Annotated in this window: 15 protein-coding genes; 12 read left to right on the forward strand and 3 right to left on the reverse strand. The window is 65.5% G+C overall.

Going from position 1 to position 16,758, the window contains the following annotated elements; translation table 11 throughout:
- Positions 1-80: 80 nt before the first annotated feature.
- From secG to J2X45_RS03600, 4 genes are all read left to right on the forward strand, one after another.
- The gene (gene secG, locus J2X45_RS03585; RefSeq protein ID WP_310211394.1) at positions 81-542 is read left to right on the forward strand and encodes a preprotein translocase subunit SecG; all 462 of its coding nucleotides are present in this window, start codon (positions 81-83) and stop codon (positions 540-542) included.
- 114 nt (positions 543-656) lie between these two features.
- Complete coding sequence (locus J2X45_RS03590) at positions 657-2,309, forward strand: CTP synthase (protein WP_310211396.1); 1,653 nt, start codon at positions 657-659, stop codon at positions 2,307-2,309.
- A gap of 114 nt (positions 2,310-2,423) precedes the next feature.
- On the forward strand, positions 2,424-2,606 hold the full coding sequence (rpmF, locus tag J2X45_RS03595; RefSeq protein WP_010919589.1) for a 50S ribosomal protein L32: 183 nt from the start codon (positions 2,424-2,426) through the stop codon (positions 2,604-2,606).
- 112 nt (positions 2,607-2,718) lie between these two features.
- The gene (locus J2X45_RS03600) at positions 2,719-3,720 is read left to right on the forward strand and encodes a retropepsin-like aspartic protease (RefSeq protein ID WP_310211399.1); all 1,002 of its coding nucleotides are present in this window, start codon (positions 2,719-2,721) and stop codon (positions 3,718-3,720) included.
- 12 nt (positions 3,721-3,732) lie between these two features.
- Here the strand turns inward: J2X45_RS03600 and J2X45_RS03605 are convergent, their stop codons facing one another.
- Positions 3,733-4,503: an enoyl-CoA hydratase gene (locus tag J2X45_RS03605; RefSeq protein WP_310211402.1), complete on the reverse strand. Its 771-nt coding sequence runs from the start codon at positions 4,501-4,503 to the stop codon at positions 3,733-3,735.
- Positions 4,504-4,616: 113 nt separating this feature from the next.
- Here J2X45_RS03605 and eno point away from each other — a divergent pair, with 113 nt between their 5' ends.
- From eno to J2X45_RS03645, 8 genes are all read left to right on the forward strand, one after another.
- Positions 4,617-5,897, forward strand: coding sequence for a phosphopyruvate hydratase (gene eno / locus J2X45_RS03610; protein ID WP_310211404.1), 1,281 nt, complete (start codon positions 4,617-4,619; stop codon positions 5,895-5,897).
- A gap of 354 nt (positions 5,898-6,251) precedes the next feature.
- Positions 6,252-6,554 (forward strand): septum formation initiator family protein, encoded by a 303-nt coding sequence (locus J2X45_RS03615; RefSeq protein WP_096033270.1) that lies wholly within the window; start codon positions 6,252-6,254, stop codon positions 6,552-6,554.
- Positions 6,555-6,718: 164 nt separating this feature from the next.
- Entirely contained in the window at positions 6,719-7,750 is a 1,032-nt protein-coding gene (pdhA, locus tag J2X45_RS03620) for a pyruvate dehydrogenase (acetyl-transferring) E1 component subunit alpha (RefSeq protein WP_062099884.1), read from the forward strand.
- Positions 7,747-9,099 (forward strand): pyruvate dehydrogenase complex E1 component subunit beta, encoded by a 1,353-nt coding sequence (locus tag J2X45_RS03625; protein WP_310211407.1) that lies wholly within the window; start codon positions 7,747-7,749, stop codon positions 9,097-9,099. Before pdhA ends, J2X45_RS03625 begins: the two co-directional genes overlap by 4 nt.
- 142 nt (positions 9,100-9,241) lie before the next feature.
- Entirely contained in the window at positions 9,242-10,528 is a 1,287-nt protein-coding gene (locus tag J2X45_RS03630) for a pyruvate dehydrogenase complex dihydrolipoamide acetyltransferase (RefSeq protein WP_310211409.1), read from the forward strand.
- Positions 10,529-10,546: 18 nt separating this feature from the next.
- Positions 10,547-11,029 (forward strand): glutathione peroxidase, encoded by a 483-nt coding sequence (locus J2X45_RS03635; RefSeq protein WP_310211411.1) that lies wholly within the window; start codon positions 10,547-10,549, stop codon positions 11,027-11,029.
- Between the two features lie 82 nt (positions 11,030-11,111).
- Positions 11,112-12,512 (forward strand): dihydrolipoyl dehydrogenase, encoded by a 1,401-nt coding sequence (lpdA, locus tag J2X45_RS03640; protein ID WP_310211413.1) that lies wholly within the window; start codon positions 11,112-11,114, stop codon positions 12,510-12,512.
- A gap of 19 nt (positions 12,513-12,531) precedes the next feature.
- On the forward strand, positions 12,532-13,989 hold the full coding sequence (locus J2X45_RS03645; protein ID WP_310211415.1) for a DUF6880 family protein: 1,458 nt from the start codon (positions 12,532-12,534) through the stop codon (positions 13,987-13,989).
- A 13-nt stretch (positions 13,990-14,002) separates the two neighbouring features.
- Here J2X45_RS03645 and J2X45_RS03650 read toward each other — a convergent pair whose 3' ends face one another.
- On the reverse strand, positions 14,003-15,556 hold the full coding sequence (locus tag J2X45_RS03650) for an AMP-binding protein (protein ID WP_310211417.1): 1,554 nt from the start codon (positions 15,554-15,556) through the stop codon (positions 14,003-14,005).
- 87 nt (positions 15,557-15,643) lie between these two features.
- A complete protein-coding gene (locus tag J2X45_RS03655) occupies positions 15,644-16,720 on the reverse strand; it encodes an alpha/beta hydrolase (protein WP_310211418.1) in 1,077 nt (358 codons plus the stop codon).
- Between the last annotated feature and the right edge of the window lie 38 nt (positions 16,721-16,758).

The raw sequence follows: 16,758 nt of genomic DNA on the forward strand, positions 1-16,758 counted from the left end.
GTAGCCGCCTCTAGTGGTAGAGGGGCCGCTTCGTTTTTCGCGCGGGTTTGGCCTGCGCCCGGATCGAGAATACATTCGTCATGCTCATCGGCGTTCTGCTGGCCATCAACATCGTCGTTTGCCTCGCCTTGATCGGGGTGGTGCTGCTGCAGCGTTCCGAGGGCGGCGCCCTGGGCATGGGCGGCAACTCGGGCGGCTTGATGACCGCACGCGGCGCTGGCGACCTGCTGACGCGGATCACCTGGATTCTGTTCTCGATCTTCCTGATCATCAGCCTGACGCTGACCATCCTGACCGGCCGTCTGGACAAGAGCGGCTCGGTCGCCGACAGCATCCAGGGCCTGGACGCAAAGACGCTGCAGAACGTGCCGGCCCCGACGCCGGCTCCGGGCTCGCTGAACTCGCTCCCCTCGTCGGCCCAGCCGGGCGCGATCCAGGCGCCGGCGCCGCAGATCAACACGCCCGCGCCGGCCGCCCAGCAGCCCGCGCTCCTGGCTCCCGCCGAGCCGGCCCCGGCTCCGGCCAGCCAGCCCAAGCCCTAACCGTCCCCGACGGCGCTTTCACCGACCCCCGAGGGCCACCTCGGGGGTTTAATCTTGTTGATGAACGCGGGTCTTTCTCCCCGCGTCCACGAATCACGGGTAATCTGGTCGCCCATGACGCGGTACATCTTCATCACCGGCGGCGTGGTTTCCTCGCTTGGCAAAGGTCTGGCCTCGGCGGCGCTCGGCGCGCTGCTGCAAGCGCGCGGCTACAAGGTCCGCCTCCGTAAGCTCGACCCCTATCTCAACGTCGATCCGGGCACGATGAGCCCGTATCAGCACGGCGAGGTCTTCGTGACCGACGACGGGGCCGAAACCGACCTCGACCTTGGCCACTACGAGCGCTTCACCGGCGTGTCGGCGACCAAGGCCGACAACATCACCACTGGCCAGATCTACAAGACGATCATCGAGAAGGAGCGCCGCGGCGACTATCTGGGCGCGACCGTCCAGGTGATCCCGCACGTGACCAACGAGATCAAGGACTTCGTCCTGTCGCCGGCCATGGACGAGACGGGCGAGAAGGCCGTTGACTTCGTGCTGGTCGAGATCGGCGGCACGGTCGGCGACATCGAGGGGCTGCCGTTCTTCGAAGCCATCCGCCAGCTGCGCCAGGACCTGCCGCGCGGCCAGAGCTGCTACGTGCACCTGACCCTGCTGCCGTTCATCAAGACGGCCGGCGAGATGAAGACCAAGCCGACCCAGCACTCGGTCAAGGAGCTGCGCTCGATCGGCATCCAGCCGGACATCCTGCTGTGCCGCTGCGAGCAGGAGATCCCGGCCGAGGAAAAGCGCAAGATCGCCCAGTTCTGCAACGTGCGGCCCAGCGCGGTGATCCAGGCGATGGACTCATCGTCCATCTACGCCGTGCCGATCGACTATCACGAGCAGGGTCTGGACGCCGAGGTGCTGGACGTGTTCGGTATGCGCGACGCGCCGGCGCCGGACCTGTCGCGCTGGAAAACCATCGACGACACCGTCCAGCATCCCGATGGCGAGGTCACCATCGCCGTGGTCGGCAAGTACACGGTGCTCAAGGACGCCTACAAGTCGCTGATCGAGGCCCTGCATCACGGGGGCTTGGCCAACAAGGTCAAGGTCAACCTCGACTGGGTCGAGAGCGAGACCTTCGAGGGCGACGAGGGGGCGGCTGCAGCGCGCCTGGAGAACGCCCACGCCATCATGGTGCCCGGCGGCTTCGGCGAACGCGGCGCGGAAGGCAAGATCCGCGCGGCCCAATTCGCCCGCGAACGCAAGGTGCCGTACTTCGGCATCTGCTTCGGCATGCAGATGGCGGTCATCGAGACCCTGCGGAACGTCGCGGGGATCACCGACGCCAGCTCCAGCGAATTTGGCCCTACGGAGCGTCCTGTGGTCGGCATCATGACCGAGTGGATCAAGGGCAACGAGACCGTCCAGCGCCGCGCCAGCGACGACTTGGGCGGGACCATGCGCCTGGGCGCCTATGACGCCGTCCTGACGGCCGGTTCGAAGGTCGCCGAGATCTATGGCGCGACTGAGATCAGCGAACGCCACCGCCACCGCTACGAGGTCAATATCGGCTACGTCCACCTGATGGAGGATGCAGGCCTGAAACTGACCGGCCGCTCGCCCAACGGCGTGCTGCCCGAGATCGTCGAGCGGGACGACCATCCGTGGTTCATCGGGGTGCAGTATCACCCTGAACTGAAGAGCCGTCCGTTCGCCCCGCACCCGCTTTTCGCCAGCTTTATCGCGGCCGCGAAGGAGCATGGACGCCTCGTCTGATGACGAGGTTGCATCTTCCTACAGATTCGGGCATAAGCCCGCCCTCACGCGGCGGCTCGGGCGCTCCCAAGCCGCCGCTCTCGATTTTCACGCTCAGCGAGCAGAGTCACTTCGATGGCCGTTCCTAAAAGAAAAACTTCGCCTTCTCGCCGGAACATGCGCCGGTCGCACCACGCCCTGGGCGCCAACTCGTTCATCGAGGACAAGGACACGGGCGAACTGCGTCGTCCGCACCATGTCGATCTGAAGACCGGCATGTACAACGGCAAGCAGATCCTGACGCCGAAGGAAGACTAAGTCTCCTTTCGCCTCTGACGATTTGAAAGCGCCGCCGGGCTGGTACCGGCGGCGCTTTTCGTCGTGCGCGCCGAAAAACGGTGTTACCCTTCCCGTTGGGAGGAGCGAGCCGATGGTCACACGTCGCGCGCTGGCCGGAGGATTGGGATCAATCCTTGCCGGGCCTGGCTTATTGAGCACAACCGCTGTCGCCGGCGGAGTTGGCCAGACTGCGCCTAAGGGCGGGAAGAACGAGCGCGCCGCCAAGCTGGCCGAAGAGCCGCTCGTGATTCTCGATGCGGCGCTCGACAGCGACTCCCGGCTGACCGTCGCGACGACGATCAATGGCGTGAGCGGCTTCCGCTTTGTCGTCGATACTGGCGCGGATAGGACCGTGCTGACCCCTGGCTTGGCCGAGCGCCTCAACCTGCCGCGAGGACCCGATGTCCTTGTCCATGGCGCCACCGCCGCAGTCACCTGCCAGACAGCGCTGGTCCAGACATTGCGGGCCGGAGAAACCGGTCTGACGAACAGCATCCTGCCGGTATTGCCCTACGATCGCGTTGGCGCCGATGGACTGCTTGGGGTCGATGCTCTCGAAGGACGAAATGTCGTCATCGACTTTCGTCGGAACCAGCTCGAGGTCCGGCGAAGCTCGCCCAGCTTCGAGCCCTATGTCAGTTCGCGCGAGGTGTCGGTCGTCGCGGATTCGCGCTACGGGCGGCTCACGCTGGCGGACTCGCGGATCGCCGGCGCCCGATCCTTGGCTTTCATCGACTCCGGCGGTGGGGTCAGCATCGGCAATATGGCTTTGGCGCGTGCGATCGCGGCGAAGCGCCGCCGCTCACCCGACCCGGTCGAACGGATCCGTTTGCTTACCGCGAGCGGCGAAATTCAGTTGGGCGAATTCCGCATCATCCCAAACATCAAGATGGGCGACCTGCGGCTGACCAATACCCCGATGGCGTTTGCGGATCTCCACGTCTTCAACCACTGGGGTCTCAACGAGCGACCTGCGGCCCTGTTCGGAGTCGACCTCCTGAGGCTGTTCGCCAGGGTCGAGTTGGATTTCGGCGCTGGAAAAGTCCTGTTCCGGCTCGGGCAGGGCGGTTTTCCCACGGTGCTACAGGCGTAGAACCGGGCCGTACTACTGCCCCCGACCACGTTCCATAACGTGATGTCGCTGCTGCTCGACCGCCTCGGGCGTCACGGCGCGATTGCGATCACTTGACCTGCTGTTCTCCAGCGAAAGGCCTTCGCCGAGGGCCAAGGCGTATCCATCGTCGATCAGGGACTTGTAGAAGGCGAGCGTGTCCACGGGGATGCTGGACATGGCCTCGGCCATGCGCAGCGCCGCCGGCAACAATTCGCTCGCGGACGTGACGCGATTGACCAGCCCCCAGTCCGCAGCGGTGCGAGCGTCCAGGAAGTTCCCGGTCAAGGACAGCTCCTTGGCTCTGTAGGGCCCGATGAGGCGGGAAAGCTTCTGGGAAAGCCCCCAGCCCGGCATGATCCCAACGCGTGCATGGGTGTCGGCGAACCGCGCGTTCTCTGACGCCAGCAGGACGTCGCATGCCAACGCCACCTCGAACCCACCGGTGATCGCGACGCCGTTGATCGCTCCGATGACGGGCTTGCGGCAACGTTCGATCGCGCGCACCGGATTAGAGCGGGCGTCCTGATCGTTCGCCGCACCTAGCGCTGTGGGATCGCCGCCCAGCTCCTTGAGATCCAGTCCGGCAGTGAAGGCTCGATCGCCGGCGCCCGTCAGGACGACCACGCTGACGTCGGGATCCTGGTCCAGTCGCACCATGGCGTCATGCAGCGCCAGCCGAAGGGCCTTGGAGAGGGCGTTCATGGCTTCGGGTCGGTTCATCGTGACAACCGCCACGGATCCATGTCGTTCGACCAGCAGCATGGGGTCCTCCCTTGGATTATTGACGATCACGCGGCCTCCCATGGGGAAGTCAAGTTGCGCCCCGGACGCTTGGGGGCTAAGGCTCCCGCGCCTTTGGCCTTGAGGAGAAGTCCATGACCGAGATCGTCGACATCATCGCCCGTGAAATTCTCGACAGCCGGGGCAACCCGACCGTCGAAGTCGATGTCATTCTCGAGGACGGCGCCTTTGGCCGCGCCGCCGTGCCGTCGGGCGCCTCGACGGGCGCGCACGAAGCCAACGAAAAGCGCGATGGCGACAAGGCGCGCTATCTGGGCAAGGGCGTCCAGCAGGCTGTCGACGCCGTCAACGGCGAGATCTTCGACGCGCTGTCGGGCGTCGACGCCGAAGACCAGCGCCGGGTCGACAACTTGCTGATTGAGCTGGACGGCACGCCGAACAAGGCGCGCCTGGGCGCCAACGCCATCCTGGGCGTGTCGCTGGCCACCGCGAAGGCCGCCGCCGAGTCGGCCGGCCTGCCGCTCTACAAGTACGTCGGCGGCGTCAACGCCCGTGTCCTGCCGACCCCGATGATGAACATCATCAACGGCGGCGCCCATGCCGACAATCCGATCGACATCCAGGAATTCATGATCCTGCCGACCGGCGCCAAGGACTTCCGCGAAGGCCTGCGGATGGGCGCGGAGATCTTCCACGCCCTGAAGAAGGCCCTGAAGGACGCCGGTCACAACACCAATGTCGGCGACGAAGGCGGCTTCGCCCCTAATCTGGCGTCGGCTGAAGCTGCGCTCGACTTCATCGTCAAGGCTGGCGAGAAGGCCGGATACAAGGCTGGTGACGACTTCGTCCTGGGCCTCGACGTCGCCTCGACCGAGTTCTTCAAGAACGGCAAGTATGAGCTGGAAGGCGAGGGCAAGTCGCTGGATCCCGCCGCCATGGTCGACTACCTGGCCGGCCTGGTCGCCAAGTTCCCGATCCTGACGATCGAAGACGGTATGGCCGAAGACGATTTCGACGGCTGGAAGCTGCTGACCGATACGCTGGGCAAGAAGGTGCAGCTGGTCGGCGACGATCTCTTCGTCACCAATCCCAAGCGCCTGCAGATCGGCCTCGACAAGGGCTTGGCCAACTCGATCCTGGTCAAGGTCAACCAGATCGGCACGCTGTCGGAGACGATCGACGCCGTCGAGCTCGCTCACCGTCATGGCTACACCAGCGTCATGAGCCACCGCTCGGGCGAGACCGAAGACAGCACGATCGCCGATCTGGCGGTCGCGCTGAACTGCGGTCAAATCAAGACGGGCTCGCTGGCGCGCTCGGACCGCACGGCCAAGTACAACCAGCTCCTGCGTATCCAGGAAATGCTGGATGACCAGGGCGTCTACGCCGGCCGGGCGGCGCTCAAGGGTCGCTAGGACGACTGGTTCAAGTTTAAGCTGAAGGGGGCGCGCCTGCGAAAGCGGGCGCGCCCTTTACGTGTGCGATTCCCGCTCGGATCGGCTTAGCGAGGGGGAAGCAGACTTCGTCGAACATCGTTTACCCACAAATTTTCTAAAAGCGGCTCGGTCGTTTCAAACGAGACCAATTTCCTCGCCTTCGCTACCGCGAAATAGCTTCGGCGGCGCGGTATCTAGATGCGGATGAAACGATCTCAGATGAAAGCATCATTCGCCTGTCTGGCGATCGGTCGATAACCCTGCTCAACACCCGGATTTAGAAGGCGTTAAGGCCAGTCGGCGATCCTGCGAATCCCTCTTTGGGACGCCAAGATGTTCGCCCGACTGCAACCCTTCCTGCCGACCGCGGCGATCTTCTTCCTGATTTTTTACTTCGCCTTTCACGCTCTGACGGGCGATCGAGGCCTGCTTTCCATTTCGCAGCGCAATGCGGACCTCGCAGCAAAAACGAGAGAACTCAGGAAGATACGCGCGGAGAGGATGGACCTGGAGGCCCGCGCTCGTCTATTACGCAGCGGCAGTCTGTCGGCTGATCTTTTGGAAGAGCGCGCTCGCTCGCTCCTAGGATACGCCGATCCGAGGGACTATGTGATCCGGGTCAAGCGTTCGCGCTGATCCGTCATTACACTCGGGGATGACGGCGGATCGTACGAGGATCGCCGAGATTCGCGTTCGATTTGAGTAGACACCAGGGCGTGACCTTCGCGGAACCGACGAATTTTCGGCCGGAAGCGCTCATCGGATGAAGGCCGCGATGAAGATTGGCCAGGGAGATTTGAATGGCGCGCACGCGCAAGGCTGACGCCTCCGAGGGAAAGGCGCCGGAAACCGGTGTCAACGCCTTCGTCGGCAAGGACGAGCTCCTGAAATTCTATCAGGACATGCTGCTGATCCGCCGCTTTGAGGAGCGCGCCGGCCAGCTTTACGGCATGGGTCTGATCGGCGGCTTCTGCCACCTGTACATCGGTCAGGAAGCCATCGCGGTCGGCATGCAGTCGATCTCCCAGAAGGGCGACCAGATCATCACGGGCTACCGTGACCACGGCCACATGCTGGCGGCGGGCATGGATCCCCGCGAAGTCATGGCTGAACTGACCGGCCGGGCCGGCGGTTCGTCCAAGGGCAAGGGCGGGTCGATGCACATGTTCGACATCGCTACCGGCTTCTACGGCGGTCACGGCATCGTCGGCGCTCAGGTGGCGCTCGGCACCGGCCTGGCTCTGGCCAACAGCTACAAGAACAACGGCAACGTCTCGTACGCCTACATGGGCGACGGCGCGGCCAACCAAGGCCAGGTCTACGAAAGCTTCAACATGGCTCAGCTGTGGAAGCTGCCGGTCGTGTACGTGATCGAGAACAACCAATACGCCATGGGCACGGCCGTCGAGCGCGCCGCCTCGGAAACCGCGTTCCACAAGCGCGGCGTCTCGTTCCGCATCCCGGGCGAGGAAGTCGACGGCATGGACGTCATCGCCGTCCGCGAAGCCGGCGCCCGCGCCACCGAGCACGCCCGCAGCGGCCAAGGTCCCTACATCCTCGAGATGAAGACCTATCGCTATCGCGGCCACTCGATGTCGGATCCGGCCAAGTACCGGACCAAGGAAGAGGTCGACGAGGTCAAGACGACCCGTGACCCCATCGACCACATCAAGGAACGTCTGGCCAAGGCCGGCGTCACTGAAGACGACCTGAAGGGTGTCGACGCGGAAGTGAAGCGCATCGTCGCCGAGGCCGCCGAATTCGCCCGCACAAGCCCCGAGCCCGATCCCTCGGAACTGTATACCGACGTCTACCTGGAGGCCGCCGAGTGACGGACATCCTGATGCCCGCGCTTTCCCCCACGATGGAGGAAGGCACCCTGGCCAAGTGGCTGGTGAAGGAAGGCGACACCATCAAGGCCGGCGACGTCATCGCCGAGATCGAGACCGACAAGGCGACGATGGAAGTCGAAGCCGTCGATGAGGGCGTGATCGAAGCCATCCTGGTTCCGGCCGGTAGCGAGAACGTCAAGGTCAATACGCTGATCGCGCGCCTGAAGGGCGAAGGTGAAGCTGCGGCTCCTGCCGCTGCCGCTCCCGCCGCAGAAGTCGCGCCGGCCCCGGTCGCGGCGGCTCCGGCTGCTGGCGGTCCGATCTCCGCCGTGTCGACCTTCGCCGATCCCGAGATCGACGGTAAGCCGCTGAAGAAGATCACGGTCCGGGACGCCCTGCGCGACGCCATGGCCGAAGAGATGCGCCGCGACGACCGCGTGTTCCTGATGGGCGAGGAAGTCGCCCAGTACCAGGGCGCTTACAAGGTCAGCCGCGAGCTGCTGCAGGAGTTCGGCGACCGTCGCGTCATCGACACGCCGATCACCGAGCACGGCTTCGCCGGTATGGGCGTCGGCGCGGCCATGGCCGGCCTGAAGCCGATCGTCGAGTTCATGACGTGGAACTTCGCCATGCAGGCGATCGACCACATCATCAACTCGGCCGCCAAGACGCTCTACATGTCGGGCGGCCAGATCAAGTCGTCGATCGTGTTCCGTGGCCCGAACGGCGCGGCTTCGCGCGTCGGCGCCCAGCACAGCCAGGACTACGCCGCCTGGTACGGCAATGTTCCGGGCCTGAAGGTCATTGCGCCCTACGACGCTGCTGACGCCAAGGGCCTGCTGAAGGCCGCGATCCGCGATCCGAACCCGGTCGTCTTCCTCGAGCACGAGATGATGTACGGCCATGAGTTCGACATCCCGGACGTTGAGGACTGGGTCGTGCCGATCGGCAAGGCCAAGGTCCGTCGTCAAGGTTCGGACGTCACGCTGGTCGCCTACAGCCGCATGGTCGGCTTCGCCCTGAAGGCGGCCGAGGAGCTGGAGAAGGAAGGCATCGCCGCCGAGGTCGTCGACCTGCGCACGATCCGTCCAATGGACCACGCGACCATCCTGGAAAGCGTCAAGAAGACCAACCGCCTGGTCACGGTCGAGGAAGGTTGGGGCCCGATGGGCGTCGGCGCCGAAATCGTCGCCCGGATCACCGAGTTCGGCTTCGACTACCTGGACGCCCCGCCGCTGCGGGTCTGCCAGGAAGACGTGCCGCTGCCCTATGCGGCGAACCTGGAAGCCCTCAGCCTGCCTTCGGTCGAGAAGATCGTGAAGGCGGCCAAGACGGTTTGCTACCGCTAAGAGATCGCGGCCCTCGCCCCCGGGCGGGGGCCGCTGCTCTTGGCCAAGACATTCATCCCGCGTCAAAGCGGGGTATCGTGGACGCCGGCCCTTTCCGAAAAAGGGGCTCCACAACGTCCCGAACGATTGAGGAAAAAGCTCAATGTCGATCGACATTCTGATGCCCGCCCTGTCGCCCACCATGGAGGAGGGGACCCTCGCCAAGTGGCACGTCAAGGTCGGCGACACCGTCAAGGCCGGCGACGTGATCGCCGAGATCGAGACCGACAAGGCGACGATGGAAGTCGAAGCCGTCGATGAAGGCGTCGTGGAAGCGATCCTGGTCGAGGCCGGGACCGAGAACGTCAAGGTCAACGCGCTGATCGCCAAGCTGGCGGGCGAGGGCGAAAGCCCCGCGCCGGCGCCGAAGGCCGAGGCGCCGAAGGCCGCGGCTGCGGCGGCGGCTCCCGCTGCTGCGGCTCCTGCCGCTGCTCCGGCTGCTCCCGCTCCGGTCGCTGCTGACGGTTCGCGCGTGTTCGCGTCGCCGCTGGCTCGCCGCCTGGCTTCGGCCGCCGGCCTGGACTTGAAGGCCATCAAGGGCACGGGGCCGCATGGTCGCGTTATCAAGTCGGACGTCGAAGCCGCTAAGTCCGGCGCGCCCTCCGCCAAGGCCGCTCCGGCTTCGGCGCCCGCCGCTGCAGCTCCGGCCGCCGCCGCGCCGCGTCAGGCCCAGTCGCTGGAGCAGATGGGCATCCCCGCCGGCTCCTACGACCTCGTTCCACTGGACGGCATGCGCAAGACCATCGCCCGTCGCATGACGGAGAGCTTCCGCGACGTCCCGCACTTCCCGCTGACGATCGATCTCGAGATCGACGCCCTGCTGGCCGCTCGCGCCAAGATCAATGGCCTGCTTGAGAAGCAGGGCGTGAAGGTCTCGGTGAACGACATCGTCATCAAGGCCGCCGCCGTGGCTCTGAAGCAGGTGCCGGAAGCCAACGCCAGCTACACGCCGGAAGGCATCGCCATGCACCACCACGCCGACATCGCCGTCGCCGTGGCGGTCGATGGCGGCCTGATCACCCCGATCATCCGCAAGGCCGAGACCAAGGGCCTGGCCCAGATCTCCGCCGAGATGAAAGACCTGGCCCAGCGCGCCAAGGACAAGAAGCTGAAGCCCGAGGAATTCCAAGGCGGCACCTTCTCGATCAGCAACCTCGGCATGTTCGGCATCAAGTCGTTCGCCTCGATCATCAACGAGCCGCAGGGCGCGATCATGAGCGTCGGCGCGGGCGAGCAGCGTCCGGTCGTCAAGAACGGCCAGCTGGCCGTGGCCACGGTCATGACCGTGACCCTGACCTGCGATCACCGCGTGGTCGACGGCTCGGTCGGCGCCAAGTTCCTGGCGGCGTTCAAGCCGCTGATCGAAGAACCGCTGACCCTGATCGTCTGATCAGGGCGCGGGGAGGGGATGGCCATGTCGGTCTACGACTATTCCGCCAAGACGCTGGACGGCCAGGACGTGAGCCTGGCCGACTATCGCGGACAGGTTCTGCTGATCGTGAACACCGCCAGCAAGTGCGGGTTCACGCCTCAGTACGAAGGCCTGGAGGCGCTCTACAAAGCGTACAAGGATCGTGACTTCACGGTGCTGGCCTTCCCCTGCAACCAGTTCGGCGCTCAGGAGCCGGGCGACGCCGCCGAGATCGCGAACTTCTGCTCGCTGACCTACGACGTGAGCTTCCCGGTCATGAGCAAGATCGATGTGAACGGCGCCGACGCCCATCCGCTCTACAAGTTCCTCAAGAAGGAACAGAAGGGCGTGCTGGGCACCGAGGCGATCAAATGGAACTTCACCAAGTTCCTGATCGGCAAGGACGGCCAGGTCGTCGATCGGTTCGCGCCGACCGTGAAGCCGGAAGACCTGAAGGTCGCGGTCGAGGCGCTGCTCTAGTTTCTCCCAGACCGGTTTGCAGACTGGTCGATCGGCGTCGCGCGCTCCCTCGTGCGGTCGCCAAAGTCAGGGTTAGAAGAACATGTCCACGGAATTCGATGTCGTCGTCATCGGCGCCGGTCCTGGCGGCTATGTGGCCGCGATCCGCGCCAGCCAGCTGGGCCTGAAGACGGCCATCGTCGAGCGTGAAAACCTGGGCGGCATCTGCCTGAACTGGGGCTGTATCCCGACCAAGGCGCTGCTGAAGTCCGGCGAGGTCTACGAGCAGCTGTCGCACCTGGGCGGCTATGGTCTGTCGGTCGAGAAGGCCTCTTTCGACTTCGGCAAGATCATCGAGCGTTCGCGCGGCGTGGCCAAGAACATGTCGGGCGGCATCGCCTTCCTGATGAAGAAGCACAAGATCGAGGTGATCGAAGGCGAGGCCAAGCTCGAGAAGGGCGCCCCGGCGCCCAAGGTCGTCATCGCCCTGAAGGCCGGCGGCAGCCGCACTGTGCAGGCCAAGAACGTGATCCTGGCCAGCGGCGCCCGCGCCCGCGAAATTCCGGCCATCGGCGCAGTTTCGGACGGCGACAAGATCTGGACCTATCGCGACGCCCTGGCGCCGAAGTCGATGCCGAAGTCCCTGGTCGTGATCGGCTCGGGCGCCATCGGCATCGAGTTCGCGAGCTTCTATCGCGCCTTGGGCGCCGAAGTGACCGTCGTCGAAGCCATCGACCGCATCATGCCGGTGGAGGACGAAGAGGTCTCGAAGGCCGCCCAGAAGGCGTTCGAGAAGCGCGGCATCAAGTTCCGCGTCGGCGCCAAGGTCAGCAAGATCGAGAAGACCAAGGACGGCGTGGCCGTCACCGTGGAAGCCGGCGGCAAGATCGAGCAGCTGACCGCCGAGAAGTGCATCGTGGCCGTCGGCATCGCGCCGAACAACGATGGCCTGGAAGCCCTGGGCGTCAGCCTGGATCGCGGCCACGTCGTCACCGACAAGCACTGCCGCACCAATGTGCCCGGCCTCTACGCTATCGGCGACATCGCCGGCGCGCCCTGGCTCGCCCACAAGGCCAGCCACGAAGGCGTCCACGCTGCGGAAGCGATCGCCGGCTACAAGACCCCCAACGTCCACTCGCCGATCCCGGGCTGCACCTACGCCAACCCGCAGGTCGCCTCGGTCGGCTACACCGAAGCCGGCGCCAAGGCCGCCGGCATCGAGGTCAAGGCCGGCCGCTTCCCGTTCCGCGTCAACGGCAAGGCCGTGGCGGCGGGCGAGGTCGAAGGCTTCGTGAAGACCGTGTTCGACGCCAAGACCGGCGCCCTGATCGGCGCGCACATGATCGGCCACGAAGTGACCGAGATGATCCAGGGCTTCGTCACCGCCATCACCCTGGAAGCGACCGAGGAAGACCTGCACGGCGTCGTCTACGCCCACCCGACGATGTCGGAAGCGATGCACGAAGCGGCTCTGGACGCCTACGGACGCGTGCTGCACATCTAGGGCAGCATAGGGAGTCTGGATGGCGCGCAAGGCCGCCGCGACAGCGGGTGAAAAGCCGAAGGTGCGGAAGGGGTCCAAGACGACCCTTTCCGAGGCCAATCTGGCGGATCTCGGCGCCGAGCGGCTCGCCGCCATCCTGCTCGACCTCGCCAGCGACAGCCACGTCAAACGCGTGCTGCGGCTGGAACTGTTCGCCGAGGCCAGCGCCGAAGGCCTGGCGTTGGAAATCTCCAAGCGCCTGGCGACGATCGGCAAGTCGTCGTCCCGCATCCACTGGCGCAAGCGCCCGGCTTTCGCCCGGGACCTCGATTTGCATCGCCGGATGATCGAGCGGCTGGCCCAGGACGATGCGACCGCCGCGCTCAGCCTGATGCTCGATCTGCTGGACTTGGCGTCTCCGACCCTGGATCGCCTGAGCCAACCCGATGGGCCGATCGGCGATGTCTTCCTGACGGCTCGCGACTCCATCGGCGCCATCGCCGAGAAGGCCGTGCCCGAGCCGATCGCTCTGGCGGAGCGGACCGCCAAGATCTTGGCGACCGACTATCACGCCCAGATGGGATCGCTCGCCAGCGCCCTGGCCTCCGCCATGGGGCCACAGGGGCGGGCCCATCTGCGGCAGGTGCTGGAGACCGTTCTGGCGATGAACGCCAAGAGGCTGCGCGGCGCGGACCCGATGGCGGCGGTCTACAAGGACGCCTTGCGGCGCCTTGCGGACGCTAGCGGCGATATCGACGCCTTCGAGGCGACCTTCGCGCCGGAGCTTCGTCGCACGCCGCTCGTCTCGGCCGAGATCGCCCGGCGCTTGCTCGCGGCCGGCCGTGGCGAAGACGCCTTGGCCACGCTACAGGCCGGCGCGCCCGGCGAAGCGCGGGGACGCCATCCCACGTCCGTCGAGGAGCGCGCCGCCTGGGAAGAGGTGATGCTGGAGGCGCTGGAGGCCACCGGGCATCGTCAGGAGGCCCAACAGCGCCGCTGGGCGGAGTTCGAGCGCACGCTCTCCATTCCGCTTCTGAGAACCTACCTGAAGGGCCTTCCAGACTTCGACGACGTCGAGGCCGAGGACCAGGCCAAGGCGGTCGCGCGACGCTTCCCGCGCTTTGACACCGCGCTGGCGTTCTTCGTGTCTTGGCCGGACTTCCCGGCGGCCTCGCGTCTGGTCCTGTCCCGTTCGGGCGAGATCAACGGCGCGGACGACGTCCTCATCACCGAGGCGGCGCGGCGGCTCGAGGGGAGCTATCCGCTAGCGGCCACGCTGCTGTTGCGCGCCTCCATCCAGCATGTGCTGACCTACGGCGTGGCGACACGCTACAGCGACGCCGCGCGTCAGTTGCTGGAGGCCGAGTCTCTCGCCGTCATGGTCGGTGACTTCGGCGAATATCCGGACCACGCGAGCTTCGTCGCCGATCTCCGGGCGACGCACGCCCGCAAGCAGGGTTTCCGCGCCGAGCTTGAAGCGCTCGGCGCGTCCTTCTAGCCGGCGTAACGCCTCAGGCGGCTTGGGTGTCGGTTTCCGCCATGCGCTGGATCGCGACATAGTCGGTCTTGCCGCTGCCGAGCACGGGGACTTCCGTGACCTTGAGGATCTTGCGCGGCACCGCCAGTTCCGGGGCGCCGATCGTCTGGGCGTGCGCCACAAGCGGCGCGACATCTGCGTCGTGGCGATCGGTGACCAGAATGAGCTTTTCGCCCTTCTTTTTGTCGGGCATCGAGATCACCGCATGCCGTCCGTCCGGCCAGACCGCAGAGGCGAGGTCTTCGGCGGCGGTCAGAGAGACCATCTCGCCGCCGATCTTGGCGAAGCGCTTCACGCGGCCCTTGATGGTGATCCACTGGTCGTCGGTCATGCTCACGACATCGCCGGTATCATGCCAACCACCCTCGGGGGCGTCGACGCCGCCGTCTTCGCGCAGGTAGCCCGCCATGATGTTGGGACCCCGCACAAAGAGCCGGCCGCCTTCTGGAATGCCCTCGACCGGTTCGATACGCACTTCCTGACCGGGGAGCAGACCGCCCACGGTGCCGGGACGGTTGTCGGTGGGCTTGTTCACCGCGATGACGGGCGAGGCCTCGGTCGCGCCGTAGCCTTCCAGCAGCGGCACGCCGCCGAAGCGCTCCTTAATCAGTGTATGAGTCTCATCGCGCACCTTCTCGGCGCCGCAAACCACGAACTCCAGGCCCGACAGTTCGTCGGACTCCGCCGCGCGGGCGTACTGGTTCACGAAGGTGTCCGTCGCCAGCAGGATCGAGGCCTTGGCGTCCTTGATCAGCGGCGGGATCTGCTTGGTGTGCAGCGGCGAAGGATACTGGAACGCCTTCATACCGGTCAGGATCGGCAGGATCACGCCGCCGGTTAGCCCGAAGCAGTGGAAGACGGGCAGGGGATTGAACATCACCCAATCCGGGTCTAGCTCGATGTGCGCGGCCACCTGCATGGCGTTCTGGACCAGGTTCTCCTGGCTCAGCACCACGCCGCGGGGGGCGCCGAAGCTGCCGGACGTGAAGAGAACAACGCCCTTATCCGAGGGCTTGGCCGGCGCACGAAACTGACGCGGGAACATGCCGGCTGCGGCGGCGAACAGCTTGTCCGGTAGGCCGATCGTGCCGCGCACGTCCTCCAGATAGGTCACCTGCGCCTGCTCGCCGATCGCATCGACGATGTCATGCAGCTTGCCCAGTTCGATAAACTTGTGGGCTGTGAGCACGCGGTTGATCTTGGCCAGCTTGCAGGCGGCCTTGATGTTCCGGATCCCCGCCGTGAAGTTCAGCATCGTCGGCACGCGCCCGAAGGCGTGCAGGGCGAAGAAGGTGACGACCGAACCCGCGCCGGAAGGCAGGAGCACACCGACGTGCTCGCCTGGTTTGGTCATGGCGGCGATCTTACGGCCCAGCGCGAAGCTGGCCCGGATAAGATCGGTGTAGGTCAACGGATTGCGATCCTGGTCCTCCAGGATCGGCTTCTTGGCGCCATACTTGTCGCGGGCGTCGATGAGGGCGTCGAAGATGGCCTTTTGGCCGTTCCGCACGTCGTAAGCTACCGGCATCCCGGCGAAACCTCCCCGATGAGCTAAGGCGCTCTCGTTCGTTAAACGCCGAGTCTGCCGGGGAAGGTCCAGCTTTGCAAGAAAGAGTCACAATCCGTGACGATCATCCTTGCCGGGCGGGGTTTGGGTCGGCTTTCGAGGCGCGGCGAACGTCGTAACCTCCGCCAACCAGGCGTTGCGCACGCTGTCCGATTCCATATGCAGATCATGACCTGCGTTGGGGTAGCGGACCTGCTTGCACGCCTTCATCTCGTGACACAGCTGCGCTTGCGGACCGGCCGTGGCGACGCCGTCCTGTTCCCCACTGAGCAACAGGACCGGGACAGCCACCTTACGGGCGTCCTGCGCGGCAGCTTCTGACGCATCGAAAAAGGCGGCGAACCAGCCAAGGCTTCGACCGCCCATCCGGAGGTCCGGGTTCGCAAGCATCCATGCGGCCTGCACCTTGCCGCGCGTGACGTCATGGGTGAGTCCTTGGACCGCGCCGTCAGGCGCGTCCCGACGCCAGCCCGGCTGGTCCGGGGATCGAACCCAGCCAAGCCGCAGCGCCCTGAGCGCCGGCGCGAACCGCGCAAAGTCCGCGCGAGGCCGGGGGAGGCTCTTCAGGCCGAACGTCGGCGCGGAGAGCACCAAGGCTTCCATGGGGAGGCCGGTCTGCGCGGCTCTCAGGGCGATCAAGCCACCTTCGCCGTGACCCAATACGACCAAGGGCGTGTCGCCCCGTGGGCGGATCACGGTTCGGACGAACGCCTTCACCGTCGCAACGTCCGGATCAAGGCTATCGACATGTCCAAGGTCGCGCCAAGGCGTCAACCGCTCAGACCCGCCTTGACCCTGGCGCTCCAGGACCCAGACGCTAAAGCCCTGACGGGTGAGATCGGTGACCGTCTCGAACCACTTTTCAGCGCTCTCGCCATAACCGGGGAGCACGAGGATCGTGGCGCGGGGCGCGACAGGGGGCGCGGCCACCCCATAGCGCTGTACGGTCGCCTCGCCACTCTTCACGTATCCCCACGCCCAACCCTGCGGCGGATAGAAGCGTGACGTCACAGCAGGAGGCGTGCGGCTCTCGGCGAACGGCGCGCGCGAAGCTCCGTCACCGCACGCGGAAACGGCCAGGCAGAGCGCGATAGCCGGAGCGGCTGTGAGGGGGCGATGACGCATACACCTCAGTCATTTCGCGCCTTGGGGCCTTACGCAAG

The organism is Caulobacter sp. BE264, assembly GCF_031457805.1.
GTDB lineage: Bacteria > Pseudomonadota > Alphaproteobacteria > Caulobacterales > Caulobacteraceae > Caulobacter.